General features: G+C 72.9%; 18 protein-coding genes. 5 read left to right on the plus strand and 13 right to left on the minus strand.

All coding sequences use genetic code 11. The features are described 5' to 3' along the window. The 6 genes from BM048_RS10605 to BM048_RS10630 all read right to left on the minus strand — a co-directional run. Window positions 1-228: transposase (locus tag BM048_RS10605; RefSeq protein WP_175499493.1), on the minus strand; the 228-nt coding region annotated here is incomplete at its 3' end. Between the two features lie 168 nt (window positions 229-396). Continuing rightward, the gene (locus BM048_RS19175; RefSeq protein WP_090033015.1) at window positions 397-840 is read right to left on the minus strand and encodes a protein-tyrosine phosphatase family protein; all 444 of its coding nucleotides are present in this window, start codon (window positions 838-840) and stop codon (window positions 397-399) included. 256 nt (window positions 841-1,096) lie between these two features. Beyond that, window positions 1,097-1,462: a histone-like nucleoid-structuring protein Lsr2 gene (locus tag BM048_RS10615; RefSeq protein ID WP_090033200.1), complete on the minus strand. Its 366-nt coding sequence runs from the start codon at window positions 1,460-1,462 to the stop codon at window positions 1,097-1,099. Window positions 1,463-1,533: 71 nt separating this feature from the next. Continuing rightward, a complete protein-coding gene (locus BM048_RS10620) occupies window positions 1,534-1,896 on the minus strand; it encodes a hypothetical protein (RefSeq protein ID WP_090033017.1) in 363 nt (120 codons plus the stop codon). A gap of 247 nt (window positions 1,897-2,143) precedes the next feature. Further along, window positions 2,144-2,869 (minus strand): hypothetical protein, encoded by a 726-nt coding sequence (locus BM048_RS10625; RefSeq protein WP_139224420.1) that lies wholly within the window; start codon window positions 2,867-2,869, stop codon window positions 2,144-2,146. Between the two features lie 6 nt (window positions 2,870-2,875). Beyond that, entirely contained in the window at window positions 2,876-3,232 is a 357-nt protein-coding gene (locus tag BM048_RS10630) for a hypothetical protein (protein WP_090033202.1), read from the minus strand. Between the two features lie 187 nt (window positions 3,233-3,419). Here BM048_RS10630 and BM048_RS10635 point away from each other — a divergent pair, with 187 nt between their 5' ends. From BM048_RS10635 to BM048_RS10645, 3 genes are all read left to right on the plus strand, one after another. Beyond that, on the plus strand, window positions 3,420-3,818 hold the full coding sequence (locus BM048_RS10635) for a plasmid mobilization protein (RefSeq protein WP_090033020.1): 399 nt from the start codon (window positions 3,420-3,422) through the stop codon (window positions 3,816-3,818). Window positions 3,819-3,961: 143 nt separating this feature from the next. Further along, the gene (locus BM048_RS10640; RefSeq protein WP_239078660.1) at window positions 3,962-5,518 is read left to right on the plus strand and encodes a relaxase/mobilization nuclease domain-containing protein; all 1,557 of its coding nucleotides are present in this window, start codon (window positions 3,962-3,964) and stop codon (window positions 5,516-5,518) included. A 37-nt stretch (window positions 5,519-5,555) separates the two neighbouring features. Further along, entirely contained in the window at window positions 5,556-6,488 is a 933-nt protein-coding gene (locus BM048_RS10645) for a hypothetical protein (protein ID WP_090033022.1), read from the plus strand. A 243-nt stretch (window positions 6,489-6,731) separates the two neighbouring features. Here the strand turns inward: BM048_RS10645 and BM048_RS10650 are convergent, their stop codons facing one another. The 4 genes from BM048_RS10650 to BM048_RS10670 form a co-directional block, all read right to left on the minus strand. Then, complete coding sequence (locus tag BM048_RS10650) at window positions 6,732-7,133, minus strand: four-helix bundle copper-binding protein (protein WP_090033024.1); 402 nt, start codon at window positions 7,131-7,133, stop codon at window positions 6,732-6,734. 910 nt (window positions 7,134-8,043) lie between these two features. Further along, complete coding sequence (gene cydD / locus BM048_RS10660; protein ID WP_090033027.1) at window positions 8,044-11,514, minus strand: thiol reductant ABC exporter subunit CydD; 3,471 nt, start codon at window positions 11,512-11,514, stop codon at window positions 8,044-8,046. Further along, a complete protein-coding gene (cydB, locus tag BM048_RS10665) occupies window positions 11,511-12,530 on the minus strand; it encodes a cytochrome d ubiquinol oxidase subunit II (protein WP_090033029.1) in 1,020 nt (339 codons plus the stop codon). The genes cydD and cydB overlap by 4 nt, the downstream gene beginning before the upstream one ends. A gap of 60 nt (window positions 12,531-12,590) precedes the next feature. After that, a complete protein-coding gene (locus tag BM048_RS10670) occupies window positions 12,591-14,114 on the minus strand; it encodes a cytochrome ubiquinol oxidase subunit I (protein ID WP_090033031.1) in 1,524 nt (507 codons plus the stop codon). 133 nt (window positions 14,115-14,247) lie between these two features. Here BM048_RS10670 and BM048_RS10675 point away from each other — a divergent pair, with 133 nt between their 5' ends. Together BM048_RS10675 and BM048_RS10680 are read left to right on the plus strand one after the other, a co-directional pair. After that, window positions 14,248-14,637 (plus strand): BlaI/MecI/CopY family transcriptional regulator, encoded by a 390-nt coding sequence (locus BM048_RS10675; RefSeq protein ID WP_090033032.1) that lies wholly within the window; start codon window positions 14,248-14,250, stop codon window positions 14,635-14,637. 42 nt (window positions 14,638-14,679) lie between these two features. Next, the gene (locus BM048_RS10680; RefSeq protein ID WP_175499494.1) at window positions 14,680-15,636 is read left to right on the plus strand and encodes a M56 family metallopeptidase; all 957 of its coding nucleotides are present in this window, start codon (window positions 14,680-14,682) and stop codon (window positions 15,634-15,636) included. Between the two features lie 207 nt (window positions 15,637-15,843). Here BM048_RS10680 and BM048_RS10685 read toward each other — a convergent pair whose 3' ends face one another. From BM048_RS10685 to BM048_RS10695, 3 genes are all read right to left on the minus strand, one after another. Further along, entirely contained in the window at window positions 15,844-17,643 is a 1,800-nt protein-coding gene (locus BM048_RS10685) for a bifunctional copper resistance protein CopD/cytochrome c oxidase assembly protein (RefSeq protein WP_239078661.1), read from the minus strand. 426 nt (window positions 17,644-18,069) lie between these two features. Next, entirely contained in the window at window positions 18,070-18,843 is a 774-nt protein-coding gene (locus BM048_RS10690; RefSeq protein ID WP_090033035.1) for a cytochrome c biogenesis CcdA family protein, read from the minus strand. After that, window positions 18,840-19,295 (minus strand): TlpA family protein disulfide reductase, encoded by a 456-nt coding sequence (locus BM048_RS10695; RefSeq protein WP_308439478.1) that lies wholly within the window; start codon window positions 19,293-19,295, stop codon window positions 18,840-18,842. The genes BM048_RS10690 and BM048_RS10695 overlap by 4 nt, the downstream gene beginning before the upstream one ends. Between the last annotated feature and the right edge of the window lie 53 nt (window positions 19,296-19,348).

Consider the following 19,348-nt stretch of genomic DNA (forward strand, 5'->3'; position numbering starts at 1 on the left):
CTCGATCGTCCCGACCCGGGTGTCCAGGTCCCGGTGCCGGTACCCGTTGCGGCGGTTGACCCGGTCCTGGCTGCGCTGGCCCCACTCGGCGCCGCACACCGCGTCGGCATCCGCCGAGAGCAGCACGTCGATGAACGTGCTCAGCAGGTGACGCATCAGATCTGGGGAAGCCTGCTCCAGGTGCTCGTGCAAGAACCGGGCAGGGTCGATACTCGTCGGTGCGGTCATCGTGTTGCTCCACTTCGAGAGTGCTGTGAGAGGTTCACTCGAAGGGTCACGCGGTGACCGCGTCCTCGTCTACGACGACGCGCCCACCGGGCTACCGGTACACCACTCTGCTGGACTCAACTCGCCAAGACCACAGCCGACGGCGCGATCGGGGCAGCACCGGCAAAGTCACCCGTCACCCGTCTTGGCGAAGTGCTCGATGTAGCGCCGCTGCCACGGCGTCTCAACCGCCCGCCGGTGGTAGCCCGTCCGCACGTAGGCGATGGCCGCCCGCGCCGGTAGCCCGTCCATCACGGCGAGGCACGCTAGGGCGGTGCCGGTCCGTCCCACCCCACCCCCGCAGGCGACCTCCACTCGGTGACCCTCGGCTGCTTGCCACGCCCAGTGCAGCGCCTCGCCTGCGGCCACATGATCACCGGGCAGCCAGAAGTCGGGCCAGCGCACCCACCGGGACGGCCATGGCACGGGCGCGGGTCGCCTCGCCAGTAGATACAGGCCTGCTTCGGGCGCAGCCCCCGGCGGCGGGGCAGCGCGCAGCCCTCGTCCTCGCACCAGCCGTCCGCTGGGCAGGCGGAGCACGCCCGGGGCGTCCCGTTCCCACGTCCGGCTCACGGCAGCACCGTAGACACGACGGGCTGTGTGGGGACGGCGTCGACCTCACGGTCATCCCGTGATGCAGCCGTTCGTCGATGGCGAGTAGAACGCGCCACGGGCGGCGACTGAGTCAGTCGCCGCCCGTGGAGGTGGTGTTGCGCACCGGCTGACGCCCACGGCGCGGGGCCGCTCGTGGCGGCGATGGTGGAGCCCGGGGGTCATAGAACCGGTGCGCACCTGCCGTAACAGCAGGGCGGTGGTGGGTGTTCCCGGGTCAGTGCTGGGCGGCCTCGTACTTGGCGACGACCTCGAGGGGGATGCGGCCGCGGGAGGACAGCTCGATGCCGTTCTTGGCGGCCCAGTCCCGCACGGCCCGCGGGTCGGCCACGGAGCCGGTCGTGCTCTTCGACGAGGGCGCGGTACGGCGCCGGCCAGCGCCACCGGTGGTGCGGCCGGAGGTCTTGCGGCCGGCGGAGGTGTAGGCGGCGAAGGCCTCGCGTAGCTGGGTCGCGTTGTCGGTGCTGAGGTCGATCTCGTAGGTGGTGCCGTCTAGAGCGAAGGTGACGGTCTCGCCGGCGCCGTCGGTGATCTCCTCGCCGGTGAGGTCGTCGACCAGGGTCACGCGTGTCGTCTGTGCCATGGTCGCCATTGCACCAGGAGCCGGGTCGGGGGTGTTGGAGGCTAGCCGCTGTCGCGACGGCGCCTTGGCGTTCACCGGGTCCGCGCGGCGGCACAGGTGCGTCCTGCCCGGCGCAGCGCCCCGGCGGTGGTCGCGGCGTCGTGGCGGGTCTCGCAGTCGGCACAGACCACGCTGACTCGGTGGGGCAGCAGCGTGGGGTGGGCGAGCACGCGCACCCAGGGGTGCTCGTGCTCGACGTAGGCCTGGTGCCCGGGTTCCTCGAGGTGGGCGTACTCGGCGTTCAGCGCGTCGGTGCGGGTGGTGATGCACCGCGCGCACAGCTGGTCGTCGGGGATCACGACGAGGTCCTCGGGGACCTCGTCGACGAGGCCCGTCATCGGGTGCGTGCAGCGCGTCTGGTCCGGTGCCTGGCCGCGCTGGTGGGTGGCGTCCATCGGCCCATCGTGCGCCGCGGGCCTGATGGGTGAGCGGCTACGGCAGGGACGTCGTGCACAGTCGGCGCTCGCCCGGCGTGAGGTGTCTACGGGTGGTGAGGTGCCGGCTGTGTGCGGGGGACTTCGGGGTCCCGTCGTGCCCCTGTGGGCGGGGCCGGCCGTTGCGGAGCACGGCCCCGTCCCCAGGGGTGCGAGGGGCGCACCACCAGGACCCGGGGCCGTGCTCGCGCGCGACGCCCGGGAGGCGTCAGTCGCGCCCGACGTCGCGGCCGTCGTCGCCGCCGTGCTCGTACCCGCGCGTGGTGCTCAGGCCCGGTGGGGACGGCGTCGCCGTCCCGCCGGCCCGGCCCGGGCCCGCGGCCGCCGGGCGGCGCGGGTGGCACACCTGGGCCAGGCTCCACGCCGCGCGGGTCTGGGCGTCGAGGTCGCCGCCGGCGACGCGCGTTGCGCCGCCATCCCGCTCGACCGGCGCGCCTGCCGTGGGTGCCGGCGACATAGCGGGGCGGGTGAGGTGGGCGCGCACCTGGGCGGGTAGGGCGACCTGCCCGGCCAGGTGCGTCTCGAGGTCGGCGAGGGTGGCCGCTTCGTAGTGGCCCGGGGCCGTGCGTGCGGCGTCACGGGTGAGCCGGGCGACGACGTCGGCGGGTGCGCCGACGGTCCGCAGGCCGTCGGCGCTGGCGGGGTGGACGGCCTGGTCGTGCTCGCGCATGGGGCTGTCGGTCTTGTCGACCCACTCGCACACGAACCGCTGCTCGTGGCGGTCGTAGTGGGCGTGGCGCGTCTCGACGGTGCCGGGGTCGCTGAAGTCACCGGTGCGGCCGACGTCGACGGCGAAGGGGTGCACCTGCTGGCGGTCGGCGAAGTAGTCGGACACGGAGTACCGACCCACCGTCCAGGGGTCGCCGTGCTCGTCGAGCACGGTGTGGCGCTGGGCGTGGGTAGGCGGGTCCTGGTGCGGGGACAGGGCAGGCACGGCAGGTCAGCCGGCGTCGGTGTCGTGCGCCGTGGCGCCGGTGGTGTCGTCGGTGCCGGAGGCACCGTCCTTGGCAGCCGCGCCGCTGCCGGCACCGGCACGGCGGGCACGCGCGCGGCGTGCGACACGGGCCTTCTTGTCGGGCTCGCCGACGCCGATCTTGCGCAGCTCGTCGGGCGACCACCCGGCAGTCAGGGCGGCGTTGTAGAGCCGCACGTCCTCGCGCTCGGCGGCCTCGACCTGCTCGCGCAGGTCGGCCAGCGCCTGCCGTCCGGTGACCAGGTCACGGACGGACTGCATGCGCGCTTCCAGCAGCTGCCGGGCCTGCCGCTCGGCGGCCTCGATGCTCAGTTCCTTCGCCATGCGCCCCACTCTACGAGTGGATGGCGGCACAGCACGCTGACGCGCCAGGAACAGAGCAAGTTATACAGTTAACATGGCTAACCGGCCTGCCGGGCTCGACTGGCGTCGCGCGGGCGGGCACACTGACGTGTGCGGCCCCGTGGTCACGGGGGCGCTGCGCTAGGCCAACGGCGAAGGGCGGGACGGCATGAGCGAGTCGACGCCCACGCTGCGCGGGTTCGGTCGTCGTCGTCGTGCCAACGCACCCGGTGGGCGTGCGCACAAGCACGAGGTGAAGGTCACCGCGGAGGAGGAGGCGCAGCTGCTGGCGCTGGCCGCCGCGCAGGGCGTGACGATCCCGCGGCTGCTGGTGGAGGCTGCGCTGGCCGGGCCCGCGAGGGAGACCAGCACCGAGCGCCGTAACGCCTTCGTCAACCTGTTCGCGATCCGTCGGCTGCTGGCCGCGGTCTCCAACAACGTGAACCAGATGGCCAAGGCCACCAACGCCACGGGTCAGGTCCAGGCGGAGATGACCGCGACGCTGGCGGCGGTGCGGCGCAGCGCGATGCGTCTGGACGAGACGATGCGCCGGATGGACCCGGCATGATGCCGAAGGTCGGTCGCGGCGACCGGATGCGCGGCCTGATGACGTACCTGGCAGGGCCCGGTCGTGCGAACGAGCACACCGAGCCGCACCTGGTCGCCGGCGACGCGGCAATGCTGGCCTGGTACGACGACAACGAGCTGAGCATGGCCTCGGCCGCGGCCGTCGCGGACTACCTCGAGGAGCCGCACCGCGTGCTGGGGACGCAGGTCGCGGGCGGGCACGTGTGGCACTGCTCGTTGTCGCTGGCAGCGTCTGAGGGGCAGTTGAGCAATGAGAAGTGGCGGCAGATCGCCGAGGACTTCACGGCCGCCATGGGCTTCGACGACCACGACGGCACCAAGGCGCCGGTGCGGTGGGTCGCGGTGCGGCACGGTCTGTCGAAGAACGGCAACGACCACGTGCACCTAGCGGTGAACCTGGTCCGCGAGGACGGCACGAAGGCCTCCACCCACAACGACTACGTGCGCGCCCAGCATGTGGCCGCCGAGCTGGAGGTCAAGCACGGGCTGGTCATCACCGAGGGGCGAGCGCAGGGCCGGGGGAGTCGCGGCTACCACCAGGCCGAGGTCGAGGCCCAGGCGCGTTCGCGCGCCAAGGCCAAGCACCAGCGCGAGCACGGCGGAAGTGCGCGTGCACCGCGCTGGGAGCACCTGGACGCCGCCGACCGCGCGAGGCTTGTTCAGGCGCAGAAGCCGGTCGAGCAGCCGCGCCTGACCCTGGCGCGCACGGTGCGTGAGTGCGCCGTGGCCAGCCGCGACGAGGCCGAGTTCGTCCGCCGACTTCGCCGCGCCAACCTGATCGTCAAGGGCCGCCTGGCCGAGGGACGCGCCGACGTCGTCACCGGGTACATCGTCGCGCAGCGACCGGTCCACGGTGAGCGGCCGATCTGGTACGCGGGCGGTTCGCTGGGCCGGGACCTGACGTTGCCGCGGCTGCGGCAGGAGTGGCCCGACACCCCGCAGAACGCCAACGCCGCGGTGGCCGAGTGGACCGCTGGACGCCGCGGCCGCCGGCCCGTCGCCCCAGGGCGCGAGGCCCGTGAGGGTGACCCGAAGGTGTGGCGCCAGCACGCCGAGCAGCTGGCCGCGCTCAACGAGCGTCTGCGCGCGGTCCCCCTCGAGGACACCGACACCTGGGCCCGCGTCGCGCGGCAGACCTCCGGCGCGTTCGCGGCATGGTCACGGCGCCTGGAGCGCACACCCGGACCGCTGGCCGAGGCCTCACGCGCGCTGAGCCTGTCGGCTCAGACCCGACAGGGCGAGCGCCCAGGCTCGCACCTGGACCTGGCGCCCCTGGGCGAGAACGCGATGATCCTGCTGGCCGTCACCCGCAGCGGCGGCAAGGCCGCGCAGGTCGCGATGTTCAAGCAGCTGGCCAACCTCACCAAGTCCGTCCACAGCGCCGCCGAGGCCAGCGGGCAGGCCCAGCAAGCCGCACGCCTGGCGAGCCTGTACCGCACGCAGCTGACCGGCGTGCACGAGCGCCTGGTGGCCGAGTACCGCGGATCGCGGCCGGCACCGTCGAACGCGCCAGAGGCGGCGCCGGCGCCGGTTCTCGCGCCCGAGCTCGCGGCGATCGTCGCTCGCGCGGATGCTGCGCAGCCGCGCGGACCGCAGGTGCCTCGTTCACCGCTGCCGGTTCCCATCGAGCCGCGAAGGGTGCAGCCGACCACCCCTGCCCGCGAGGGCCCCGAGCGCTGACCGACGCCCCGAGCGCCGTACCCAAAGAGGAGCCACCGTGTCTGAGTCCGACGGCATCAGCGAGACCTTCGACGAGCACCTGCGGGTGGCGCTCACCGCGGCGGCGCAGGTCGCCGACGCGATGGCGCGGCTTCACGCCGAAAACGCCCGCCGCGCCGCGGCCGAGAACAGCGAGCAGGCGCGCGCGCTGCGCCAGCGGATGACCGCGGAGTGGGGCGGGGCGCGCACCGAGCTCGCGCAGGTGGACCGCCCGCAGTTCTGGGACCGCGCTAGCGCAGAGGGGATCGCGCGCACCTTCTCCGTGGCCCGCGCCTGGTCGGACCTGCAGCCCGAGGCGCGGGTTGCCCGCGAGACCATCCGCGAGCAGGTGCGCACCCGCTACGGCGTCGACGTCGAGAACGGCGGGGCCGACGCCGCCACCGTCGCCGGCTACCTCGCCCGCGCCGCAGCCGCGCAGCAGCAGGCCGAAGCCCAGCGCCGCGCCGCACGCGAGGACGAGGTCGCCGCCGACCAGCTGCGTGCGACACCCCCGCGTGAGGGGCCCGCCGCCGACGCAGAGCGCGACGACAGTGCCCGTGCTGGCATCGATGTCGACCCGGCGGACCTGCATGACGTCACCGAGCGGTTCGAGACGATCATCGCCGGTCAGGGGCAGCGCCAGAGCGAGGCACCCACGGGGCGCGAGGCGACGCTCGAGGAGGGCCAGGGCGCGCCGGCGGCGCAGAAATCGCCCGCCGCGCACCAGGAGGCTGCTCTCGCCTATGACAGCGCCGAGCGGCGCCGAACGATGGCCGTACACCTCGAGAGCAAGGGCCTGTCCCAGGAGCTCATCGCCCTTCGGATACGCGCTGATATTGCCCAGGCGACGCCGGCCACCGAAGCCGTCACCGGCAACGCTGCGCGGACCGGCCGCGGCGGTGCTCGCGGCCGCGGCAGAGCCCGCCTCGAGCCCGGCGGCATCGAGCGATAGAGCAGGCGCCCCAGAACGGTCGAGCCGTCCGGTCATCCCCGAGCCTGCAGCACTACGGCCGCCACGGTGCGCGGACGACCAACATCAACATGCCCAACCCGCCACGGCGATTGCTGCCGGGCTCGCCTGTGGTAGCTCTGCGTTGACCGGCCGCAGCACCTCTCGTGATGTGGTGGTGGTTGCGTCGCGGGGTGCGCGGTTAGGCGCGACGACGCCGGTGCGCCCGACCGCGTCCGGGTGGGGTCAGGCGATGGCGTCGAGCAGCTCGGTGCACGCCTGCTCGCACGCCCGGCATGCCTCGGCGCAGATCCGGCAGTGCTCGTGCATGCCGGCGTGGCTCTCGCATTCGTCCCCGCAGGCACGGCAGGCCGCGATGCAGGCCTGCAGGTGGGCGCGGGCGACGTTGGCGTCGTAGCCGGTGTGGCGGGACAGGATGGCGGCGGTGGTGGCGCAGCTATCGGCGCAGTCGAGGTTGCTGCGGATGCACTTGCGCAGGTCGGCGACCATGTCCTCGCTCAGGCACGCGTCGGCACAGGCGGTACATGCCTGGGAGCAGGTGACTAGGGTGTCGATGACGCGGACGAGGAGCTCGCGGTCGACGTTGATCTCGGCGGGGTAGGTCTGCAGCATCGCGGCGGTCTTCATCGTGCCCTCCGGTGGGTCTGAGTTGCCGGCGCGCGCAGCCCCATTGAGCCCGCGCACTTGAACGCCATCGACGCTACGGATTCATGCGGCCGGTCGCATGGTGAGGTACCTGGGCGGCGATGAAGTTCTTATGAAATCCACCCCGGCGCGCACACTGGGGGACACCAGCCAGGACAACCGGTTCCTGCTCATACCCCACAGGGCGGAGGTCACGATGAGCGCGGACGAGCACACCGGTTACACCAGTCACGCCCCCCACCCGGGCCACGGCGTCGGCCATCGCGACAGGCACGCCGGCTCGGCAGCAGGCCACGCTCAGCACGCGGGCACGGCGGCCGCCGGCCGCGGTGGCGGAGACCACGCGGACGTGGCGGCGTGCTCGTCGTGACCGTCAGATCGACGGTGCGCTTTGGCGTGGCGCTCATGATGGCCTCCTCGGCACATATCCCGGTGCCCTGATCGTGGCCCTTCCACGCTGTGGGAAGAGCCTCCGCGACGCCGATAACGAACCTTATGTCATATGGTCTGCGGCTCTCGCGGAGCGGCGTGCGGCGCCGGCATTGTGGCCCAAGCGTGATGCATCTCTCCGCAGACGTACTGCCCGAGCTCCTCCGCCGGCGCTTGCAGCACCCGCCAACTCGCGCAGACCGAAACCGGCTCAGGGGTCGTGCAGGTTGCTTGTCGTCGCGCGGCCCTGGGTCCGGGACATTGGCGTAGTCGTTGGACCCACCGTACGTATCACTGCTCCGACCGCGGCAGCAGCTGCAGTCAGCAGGTCCCACCGCCAACCCTCGAAGTCAGCTCATCGCCGCGGGCTCGGGCGGCAGGGTGGCCGCAGGTGAGCGCGTCGAGCCGCGCTGCGGAGGCAGCGGACGCTGCCCTCACACCCCGAAACCGTCCCGGCGTCGCTCTAGACGGATGCGTGTGCAGGCAGCGGAGGGCCTGGTGGGGTGCGGGTGTGGGCTGCAGGAAGTCGGTGCACGGCGTCGACCTTGTCCAGGCCTTCGCTGCGGTGAGTCAGTAGTAGGACACCGAGGTGGGAGGCGGCGTCGAGCAGATCGGCGACGAGGGCTTCGGCGGTGGGTTCGTCGAGGCCTTCGGTCGGTTCGTCGAGGACGAGCAGCGTGGGGTTGACCAGCAGCGCGCGCGCGGCTGCCAGGCGGCGACGTTCGCCGCCGGAGATGGTGCCGTCCCCGAGCCGCGTGGAGAGACCGGCGGGCAGGCCGGCGAGCCACGGTCCCAGGCGCACCCGTTCGAGGACGGCGACGAGCCGGGCGTCGTCGGCATCCGGGGCCGCCAGGCGAAGGTTCTCCCGGAGGGTGGAGTCGAACAGGTGGTCGCCGTGGTCGCCGACGACGGCCACGCGGCGTCGGACATCGGCGCCGGCGAGCTCGCGGATGTCGATGCCGCCGAGCAGCACGTGGCCGCCGGCGGGGTCGAGCAGGCGCGCGATGACGGCCACGAGGGTCGACTTGCCCGAGCCGGAGGGCCCCAGGAGTGCAACCTTCTCCCCCTCGTCGACCTTCAGGTCTAGGCCGTGGAGTGCAGGTGGGCGGGCCGGGTCCCATCCGGCGACCAGGCCGCGGACCGTCAGCTGCGAGGAGACCGGCAGGGGGCGTGGCGCCACGGGCTCGCCGGCGACGACCGGGGCGGTCGCGAGTTCGCGAAGGCGGGTCCGCGCTGCGGCCGCGCGCTGACGGGCGACGGCGGCGTCGACGAGGGTTTGTGCGGGCTCGGTGAGCGCCAGCGCGACGAGCACGAGGACGGCTGCCGCCTCGGGGCCCAGCGCCCTGGAGTAGGCGGCCGCGGCGGCGGCTCCTAAGACGGCGACGGCCACGCCGACGTGGCCGAGCGCGGTCGCGGCGCCGCACCACCACGCACTGCGGGCCTCGGCGACAGCGAGGGCGGCGCTGCGACGGTCGGGCAGGCGCAGGGCCTCCTCGACGCCGCGGGCCGCGAGCTCCTCGGCGCCGTCGAGTGTCTCGGTGAGGGCGTCGATGACCTGGTCGCGCGCGCCGGCGACGGCGGCCTCGCGGCGTACGGCTTCGCGCGCGCCGATGAGGGGGGCCAGCACTCCTGCGACGAGCAGCCCCGCGGCGACCGCCGCGCCAGAGAGGGGTAGGGCGGCTGTGGCTGCGCCCGCCGCCACGAGCAGCGCGAGGAGTGCGGACAGGGCGGGCAGCTGCCCACGCAGGAGCCCGTCGACGCGGGCGTCGACGTCGTCGACGACCCGGGTCAGCAGGGCCCCGCGGCGCAACGGGCCGGGTCCGGGCACGCGGGGCACGAGTTCCGCGTACACCTGGGAGCGCCAGCGCCCCAGCCTGTCGAAGGCGACCTCGTGGGAGACCAGCCGCTCGAGGTAGCGCAGCAGGGGACGGGCCACGGCGGACCCGCGGACCAGCACGACGGCGGTCGACAGGGTCAGCACCGGTGGGATCGCCGAGGCGCGCACGAGCAGCCAGGTGGCCGCCGCCGTCAGCAGCAGCCCGGCCAGCCAGGAGGTGGCGCCCAGGGTCACAGCGACCGGCGCCGACCGGGAGGCCCGCCGCAACAGCTGTCGTGACCAGGCTGCCTCAGCCGGTGGGAGGGCTTGGGGTCTGTCCTCATCGGACGCCATGCGCACGCCGTGATCTGGTGGCCCGGCAGATGCAGTCGCTGCGGCGCGACCGGGGCGGACGGGTGCGGGGATGAGGGGCTGGGGCGGGTGGACCTCGAGGGTGCGGTCGGCCGCGGCGAGCAGGGCCCGTCGATGGGAGACGACCAGGACAGCGCTGCCGCGTGCGGCTGCCTGGCGAAGGCGGGCGATGACCAGCTGCTCGGCGGCGGCGTCGAGGTGGGCGGTGGGCTCGTCCAGGAGCAGCAGACGAGGGTGGTGGGCCACCAAGGCCAGGGCGCGGGCCAGCGCCAGTCGTTGGCGCTGGCCGGAGGAGAGCCCGGCGCCTCCTTCGCCGAGCGGGGTCGCCAGGGCCAGCGGTAGGGCGGCGATCTCGTCGGCGAGCCCGACGTCGGCCAGGGCGGCCCAGCGCTCGTCGTCGCCCGCGAGCACGTCCAGGGCGTCGGCGACTGTGCGGGCGTGCGGCAGCGTCGGGCGCTGGGGCACGTAGACGAGGCCGTCACGACCGCCGGTGGCTCCTCCGCCGACTACCTCCACGGCGCCGGTGGCGCCCGGTTGGATGCCGGCGAGCACGCGCAGCGCCGTGGTCTTCCCCGCGCCGGAGGGACCCTGCAGGGCGACGAGCTCCCCGGCGGTGACGGACAAGTGCGGCAGGTGAAGGGCGTCGACCTCGGTACCGGGGTGGCGTACTCGCACGTCTAGGGCGCTTGCCCTGGCGGGGCCCCAGGCGGGGGTGCCAGGTCGGAGCCTGGCGGTGTCGCGGGCGTCGGGGACGGCGAGGAGGTTTTCGACCTCCTCGACCACGGCGGTGGCGTCGGCGGCGGCGTGGAAGCGGGCACCGACCTCGCGCAGGGGCCGGTAGGCCTCGGGGGCGAGCAGGATGAGCAGGAGCGCAGGCAGCAGGTCCAGGGTGCCGGCGGCCACGCGCAGGCCGGCCTCGACGGCGACGAGGCCGACCGACAGGGTGCCCACCAAGTCCAGCGCGGTTGAGGACAGGAACGCCAGCCGCAGCACGCGGGCCGTCTCGGTGGCCTGGGCCCGGGTCATCTGCGCGACGACGTCGACCTGGCGTTGGGCACGCCCGTACAGGCGCAGCGTGGGCAGGCCTGCGACGACGTCGAGGAAGTGGGCGGTCAGGCGCCGGGTGGTGACCCAGCGCTGGCGGGCTCGCTCGGCGGTGGCCCAGCCGACGAGCGCGGCGAAGACCGGTACGAGGGGCAGGGTGAGCAGGACGATGATGCCCGAGGCGGGGTCGACCAGGAGCATCGCGGCCACGACCAGGGGTGGAACGACACCGGCGATGACGAGGGAGGGCAGGTAGCCGTCGAACCAGGGCCGCAGCGCGTCCAGGCCGCTGCTGAGCAGGGCGCCCAGCCGGGCGGGTCCGTACGCGGCGATCCACGCGGGGCCCCGGCGCAGTGCGGCGGCAAGGGCAGCGCGGCGCACGTCGTCGACGGCTGCGGATCCGGCGCGGGTGGTGAGCACCCGCTCGCCCCAGGCCAGGGCGGCCCGCAGGCCGAGGGCGGCCCCGAGCAGCCCGAGCCAGGTCCCGACGCCCGCGCCGGGCATCGGCAGTGCCCCCGCACGGGCGGGGTCCTCGAGGGCGACCAGGGCGGTCACCAGGGCGGCCAGGATGCCGGCGACCAGGACGGTGACCAGCGCCTGGGCGCCGGAGACCAGCACGACGGCGGCCACCCAGGGCCGGGCGGAGGGCGCGCGGCGCAGCAGCCGGGGATCCAGCGGGCCACGGCGAGGGTCGGCGCTCACGTGGGTACCCGTTCGCTGGTCACCCGCTGGCGCAGCACCCAGTAGGAGAAGGCCTGGTAGGCCACGACGCCGGGCAAGACCACGACGCCGGCCCAGCTGATGACCTCCAGCGCCGTGCTCGAGGCGGCGGCGGACTCACGGGTCAGCGACCAGGCCGGGTCTAGCGTGCTGGCTAGCACCACCTCGCCACCGGCGGTCAGGGCGGCCACCACCGCCGCGGCGACCACCGCGGCCCCCGCGACGAAGGCCAGCGCCTCGCGGTGGGCCGCGGCCGCGGCGACGACGAGGAGAAGTACCAGGGCCGCGCCGCCCCACAGCGAGGCGGTGCCGTACCCGGTGAGGGCGCTGATGCCGGCGGCGCCCGCAAGGGCAGCGGCGCCCGTGGAGGCCGTGGCGACGGTCACGCGCCGGGCCCGACGTCGCAGCGGCCCGGTGGTGCGCAGGCCCAGAAAGGTCGAGCCCAGCAGCACCGCCAGGGTCACCGCGGCCACGGCACCGGCCAGTGCCTGCCAGGTCGCCAGCGGCTCCAGGGTGCGCAGGAGCCCGGCGCCCACGCCCGGACTCGAGTGCACCTCGCCGTCCGTGCCCAGGGCGAGCCCGCGGACGAAGACGGTCAGCAGCGCCCCGAGCAGGGCGACCACGCCGAGCGAGGTTGCTGCCAGCCACGCGTCGCACCGGCGCCGCCAGGCCGCTCCGGAGTGCTTGCCGCGGAACTCCAGTGCGACCCCGCGGCCGGCGAGCAGCACCAGCACGGCCACGAAGGGCAGGAACAGGCCTGACAGCAGGGCTGCGTACCAGTCGGGGAAGGCGGCGAAGGTGACCCCGATGGCGGCGACGAACCAGACCTCGTTGCCGTCCCAGAAGGGCCCGATGGTGCGCAGCGCGGCGGAGCGCTCGTGGTCGTTGCGTCCCAGCAGCGGTGACAGCGCGCCGACGCCGAAGTCGAAGCCCTCCAGGACGAAGAACAGCACCCAGCACAGCACGACGAGGGCGAACCAGATGGTGACGAGGTCCACGGCGGACTCCCCGGAGATGGTCCAGGGGCGGCGACCCCTGAGGTAGCGGTGCAGGTCAGGTCAGTAGGTGGTGACCAGGTCGGCGTCCTGCGGGGTGCGGCCGCCGGTGCGCTCGTCGGGCTGGTCAGTGGGGTTCTCCTCGCCCCGCTCGCCCGCGGCCAGGGCCTCGGCGTCCAGGTCCTGGCGGATGATGTGCAGCACCAGGCGGGTCCATACGACCGCGATGACGCCGTAGGCGAGGGCGAAGGTCCCCAGGGCCGCCAGCGCCTCCCCGGCGGTCAGGCCCGCGGATAGGCCGTCCTCGGTACGGGTCAAGCCGAACGCCAGCCAGGGCTGACGCGCGGTCTCGGTGAAAACCCAGCCGAAGGTGCCGGCCGCGGCGGGCAGGGCAGGTAGCAGCGGCAGCAGTCGCAGCGCCCGCCGCACACCGAGACGACCGACCGGCAGCTCACGGCCACGGCGCGTGGCCCACAGGTAGGCCGCGGCCACGGCGGTCGCGAGCATCCCGATGCCGATCATGGCCCGGAAGGACCAGTACGCCATCCACACCACGGGCACGTAATCGCCGGCACCGAACTGCTCGGCGTACTGCGCCTGCAGGTCGTCGATACCGGCCACCGTGGCGGTCGGATCGCCTACTGCCAGGACCGAGAGCAGGTAGGGCACGTCCAGGCTGAAGAAGGGCTCTTCTCCCCCGGGACGCCCGACGGCGAAGATTGAGAATGGCGCCCCGGCCGTGGTCGTGTACAGCGCCTCCGCGGCCGCCATCTTCATGGGTTGGACCTGGGTCATCACCTTGCCCAGCACGTCCCCAGTCAGGGCCACGAGGGTCCCGCCCACAAGCGTCGACCATGCCCCGACCCGCGCCAGCGTGCCGAAGGCCAGCCCCTGCTCGTGGTCGTCGCGGCTTTCGGGTTCCCCTGGCTCGCCCAGCCCCGAGGCCGTCGGCACGTGCACCCAGCGGCGCCAGGCACCCACGGCCAACAGCAGCGCACCGCCGAGCATCACCGCCCCGGCGATCGTGTGCGGGAAGGCGGCCAGGTTGACCGGGTTGAGCATCAGCTCAGGAAAGCTTGTCAGGCGCGCGCGGCCCACCTGCTCGTCCCAGCGGTAGGCGACGGGGTTCTGCATGAACGCATTCGCCGCGAGGATAACGAAGGCCGAGATCAGCGTCCCGATGGCGACCACCCAGATCGTTGCTAGGTGCAGCCGCCGCGGCAGCCTGCCCCAGCCGAAGTACCACAGGCCCAAGAAGGTCGCCTCGAGGAAGAATGCGAGCATGCCTTCGACGGCCAGCACGGGCCCGAAGACGTCGCCGTAGGCGCGGGCGAACGAGCTCCACCCCAGACCGAACTGCAGCTCCTGCACCAGACCGGTGACCACACCGACGGCGAAGGTCACCAGCAGCAGCTTGCCGACTAGCAGCGTCAGCCGGCGGTAGCAGTCGCGGCCCGTGCGGTGCCACGCGGTGTGCAGACCGGCCGTGGCTGCCGCCAGCGCTATCGACAGCGGTACGAACAGGTAGTGGTAGATCGTCACGACCGCAAACTGCAGCCGCGTGATGTCCAGGACAGAAAGGTCCACGCCCACCCACCTTTTCCTGTGCACGCCAGCGACCGGCCGGTGCCTGTCGCAGCCATACTACGCCGCGTCGTACGAGGTATGTAGTACGAAGGTGGAAGTACGTCGCCTGTCGTAGGAAGGTGTTGACCTGGCTATGCTGGGCGCTGTGGCGGGCAGCGGACTGGGCGACCTTGAGCGTGAGGTCATGGCGCATCTGTGGGACGCCGGCGCGCCCCTGACCGTCCGACAGGTGCACGAGCAGCTGTCCGGCGCGCGGTCCCTGGCGTACACGACCGTGATGACGGTGCTGGACCGACTGGCCAAGAAGGGCGTCGTGCGTCAGGAGCGCGCCGACCGCGCCTACCGCTACGCGCCGGTGCAGACCCGCGAAGAGATGACGGCCGCGCTCATGCTGGACGCGCTGGGCGCCACCCCCGACGGGCCCGCGCGCGATGCGGCCCTCGTGCACTTCGTCGGCAGGGTCGGACCCGAGGGCGCCGCCGCCCTGCGCGCGGCGCTGGAGCGCGCCGGCTCCGGGTCCTGAGCCGGCCGCCCGCGGCCCCTGCCTGACCTCTCCTCCGCCCCCGTGACGACGCTGCTGCTCGGTGGGCTCGGGCTGGCGCTGTCCCTGCTGGTGCCCGAGATGCTCGCCCGGGCCCGGTGGACCGATCGAGCGCCCGGGCCGGCCGTCGTGCTGTGGCAAGCCGTGACCCTGGCGTCGGTGCTCTCGGCGGTCGGGGTCGTGCTCGTGGCCCCCGAGGAGCTCGTGCGGGCACTGGACACCGGGCCCGACGTCGAGGCGTGGGTGCTCGTAGGCGCCCTGGCCGTCGCCGGCCTCATCGTCACCCGGCTCGTGTGGTCCACCGCCGGGGTGCTGCTGCGCTCACGACGGCGGCGGGCGCGGCACGCGAACCTGGTGGACCTGCTGGGCCGCGCCGAGACGGATGGTCTGCAGCATCCGGGCGGCGCACCGCTGCGGGTGCTCGACGGTCCCCTGCCGCTGGCCTACTGCCTGCCCGGGCGGGCACCGCGCGTCGTCCTTAGCGGCGCCGCGCTGCAGGCGCTGTCGGCCGAGCAGGTCCAGGCGGTCCTGGCTCACGAGCAGGCGCACCTGCGGGCGCGCCACGACCTCGTGCTGGAGTCCTTCACCGCTGCGTACCAGGCCGTCCCGAGGTCGCTGCGCAGCCGTATCCCGCTGGAGTCGGTGGCCCTGCTGCTGGAGATGGTGGCCGACGACGCAGCCCGGGCCCGCTGCGGCCCGGCGCCACTGGCCTCAGCGCTGGCCGCGATGAGCACCGACGGTGACCTGGGTGCGCAGGACCTGGGCCCTGCCGGGCGCGCGGCCCGCCGCCAGGTCCGCACCCCCCAGGGCGACCGCCGCCGCCGGGTCGGGCGGCTGCAGCGACCGGCCACGGCCGAGCGTGCTCTGCGCGCGGCCGTCCTGGGCCTGGCGGTGGCCGTCCTCGTGCTGCCCACCGCGTTCGTCGTCGCACCCTGGCTGGCCCAGGCGCTGCCGTCGCTGCCGCCGCTTCCCGGCTCTTGAAGCAGTCCTCGCACCGTCGGCACCGTGCCGGGGTTGTCGCTTCGCCCCGCTCGATCGGAGTCTCCGCGAGAGGAGCATGTGCGCGAAGTGCTGTGTCGTACGTGCGCGCGCCGATCGTAGATCCTTCACGCTCTCGGTTGATGCTCATCACCAAGACCCCATGGCCTTGCAAGTTATGCCCCGTGTGAGCCGATAATCGAGATGACGTCACGGCGCTTGCCGAGACGCCCTGCCTTGCGCCGGCGGTGCGCCGTCAGTCTCTGCCGGCGCTTCAGCTGCTGTACGTGGCAGCTCGGCGAGCATGCGGTTGTACTCCTCAAGCTCCAGGTCCCCGTCGCGTTCGACGTGGCGGTCACGGCGACGGGCGGCGCGGTCGTCGTCGCGTGCCCAGCCGTAGACCAGGCCGACGGCCAAAGCCAGGGTCGGGAGCTCCCCGATGCCCCAGGTGATGGCCGCGCCAGCTTGTTGGTCTTCTATCGCTGATGGTCCCCACGGTCGTCCCATCGCACCGAACCAGTCCGCTTGGAGCAGCGCGGTGGACTGCAGGAGCGAGACGCCGAAGAATGCATGGAAGGCCATCGTGACGAACAGCAGGAGGAGTCTCTGCGGATATCCCAGCCGCGTCGGGCCCGGATCCAGGCCGATCATCGCATTGACGAACAGATATCCTGCGACGGAGAAGTGCAGCACCATCGCCAGGTGTCCGACGTGACTGCGTAGCGCCCAACCGAAGGCGTCGGTGTAGTAGAAGAGCACCATCGACCCTGAGAAGTTGACCGCAGCGAACAGGGGGTGAGCAAGGACGCGACCGAGCCGGCTGTGCACCATGACCAGTAGCCATTCACGCGGCCCACGGGAACGGTCCGCCCGGTGTGTACTGGCGCGAGAGGGAAGGGCTCGCAGCGCGAGCGTGACCGGTGCGGACAGGGCGACCAGGATCGGCACGACCATGACCAGCACCATGTGGGCCAGCATGTGAGCGCTGAAGAGGACCCGGCCGTAGGTGGCTGGTCCACCAGAGGTGGCCCAGACGAAGACGGCCATCGCCGCCAGGAACGACACCGTTCGCAGCACGGGCCAGCGGTCTCCACGTCGGTGCAGTCGTCGGACCCACCGGACGTACATCACTGCTCCGACCGTCGCAGCGGCAGCCGTCAGCAGGTCCCACCGCCACTCGCTGAGCCAACTCATCGCGGTGGGCTCGGGCGGCAGCGGTGAGCCGGTCAGGATCTCGGCCGGCGTGAGGCTCTCCGAAGCGCTCTCCTGCTCCGGCGGTGGTGTGGAGGACAACGCGACGGCCACACCAGAGACGGCTCCCATGACCATGAGCTCGACGCTCACGAGCCGCCACAGCAGCCCTCGGCCCGGTGCACCGTCGGCGAGGTGACGCACAACGCGACGTCGGTGCATGAGCCCTAGAACGCCCAGGAACAGCAGCAGGAGCGCCTTGGCGATGAGAAGCGCGCCCCATTCGGTGGTCAGCCCTCCCCAGCCGGTGCGCAGGGCGCCGTTGACGACGCCTGAGACTGCAACGGCGGGCAGACACCAGCCGGCGATCGTCGAGTAGCGGGCGACGACGGGCGCCAGGTCGCCGCCCAGATGCGCACGTAGCAGGGGTAGCGCCAGCAGCCCACCGACCCAGATGGCTGCCGCGACCTGATGCATGACCATGGAGGAGGTGGCGAGCTCGTGGTTGGCGGCGCCGGCGGCGTGTCCGGTCTGCGACTCCTGCCACAGGGCGACGACGGCCACCGCTGCCAGTACCGCTGCTCCTGCAGGCGTGCGAACCAGCAGCACCAGGACGCTGACGAGGGAGACCAGGATGACCACGGAGAGCTGAGTGCGCCCCAGTTCGACCTGGGTGGCGTAAAGCTGCAGCTGGGAGCCGAATCCTGCCGTAGCCGGCGGTTGTCCACTGACGCTGGCGCACGCCAGGATCAGCCTCGCCAGGGCCAGGACCGTCCATGCGGCAGCCGCGACCGCGGCGATGTTCAGCACACGGGGCATGGCCGCACCGCGGACGTCTGACGCGGCTGGCGGCTGGGACGAGGTTCGAGGCGCGGCTGGTGCAGGTAGCAGGGGCAGCACGGTGCAGGCCAGCACGAGCGGCCCCAGGGTGGTTGCTGCTGCCAAGTTGGTCAGAGTCGAGACCAGCGGCAGTCCCCATCGCGTCAGCGCGCCCGGATCACCCAGTGCAGGCGGACGAGCCCCGCCGGACGCCGCCACGGCCGCCCCGACGACAAGGAGGCTGATGGCCGCAGCGACTGCTACTAGGGCAGCGCCTGCCGGCCGGCGTGCTGGTGATTGCAAGGGTGCGGGGCCCGCCGAGGAGCGTTCAGACGTCACAGCACGACCGTTCGTGTACGGGATGGCACGGCGTGGGCGAGCTACCGCCGCCGTGCTCTCGGGGGCTGACATGCCGGATCGCTCGGCTCATATGACCGTCACGAAGCCGCCGATGAGGGACTGCAGACTCTGCGTCCATCGACCCCACATGCCGGTGACCAGGGCGAGGCCGATCAGTACGAGTAGCGCTCCGCCCAGGCGCATGACGGCGACCCGGTGGACGCGAAGGAACGTGACGGCCGCGGTTGACCGGTGCGCGAGTAGCGCGATCAGCAGGAAGGGGATCCCTAGACCGGTGGCGTAGGCAGCGGCCAGCACGGCACCGCGCGGCGCGCTGGCCTGGTCCAGCGACAGCGAGAGAACGGTCGCCAGGGTGGGCCCGATGCACGGTGCCCATCCCAGCCCGAACGCGATGCCGAGCACGGGTGCTCCCCACAGCCCTCGGCCCCGCGCGACGACGTGGAAGCGACGCTCCCGCTGCAAGCTGGGGATCCAGCCCAAAAACGACAGACCCATGATCACCACCGCGATCCCCAGCACAGGTGTGATCACGTCTTGCCAAGGTCGCAGCGCGAGGCCGAGGGATCCGAACGCAACCCCGAGGAGGACGAACACGGCGGAGAAGCCGAGCACGAAGAGAGCGACCCCGGCCAGCAGCATCGTCTTGGCGCGAGGGCCTGTGTGGGCGCCGGTCATACCCGAGATGAACGCGAAGTAGCCGGGCAGCAGCGGGATGACGCACGGTGAGGCGAAGGAGACGAGACCCGCCACGACCGCCACCGGTACCGCGAGCAGCATGGGTCCTGCGAACGCCGTGGTCTGGAAGGCGTTGGCAAGGCCGTCCCAGAAGCTGGACGTCATGCGGGCTCGTCCAGGACGTCGTCGATCAGGTCGCGCAGGATCGTCGGGTCCGCCACCCCCAGGATGCGTCCGCTCACCCGTCCCTGGCGATCCAGCACGACCGTCGTCGGCACGGCTTCGACCGGTACCCGCCCCTGTAGGGCGGCGATCGCGGTGCCGTCGGTGTCGGCGATGCTCGGGTAAGGGATGTCGAAGGTGCGCTCGAAGGGCTGCGCGGCGCCGGCGTCGTCGGTGCCGTTGATACCGAGGAAGCGGACGCCGTCGGCGGCGTAGTCCGTTGCCGCTGCCGCAAGGTCCGGGGCTTCCACCCGGCAGGGCGGACAGGCGGCGTACCAGGTGTTGACCACGACGACGTCTCCCACCCATGGGCCGGTGTCCACGGGGTTGCCCGCGAAGTCCTGTCCCTGCAGGCGGACGGGGTCGCCTCGGCCGTCGGGCTCCCACGTCGCCACGGACCCGTCACCTGAGATGTACCCCGCCTGCGCACCGGTTGCCGTGCGCCCGT

Source organism: Cellulomonas marina (assembly GCF_900111925.1).
GTDB lineage: Bacteria > Actinomycetota > Actinomycetes > Actinomycetales > Cellulomonadaceae > Cellulomonas > Cellulomonas marina.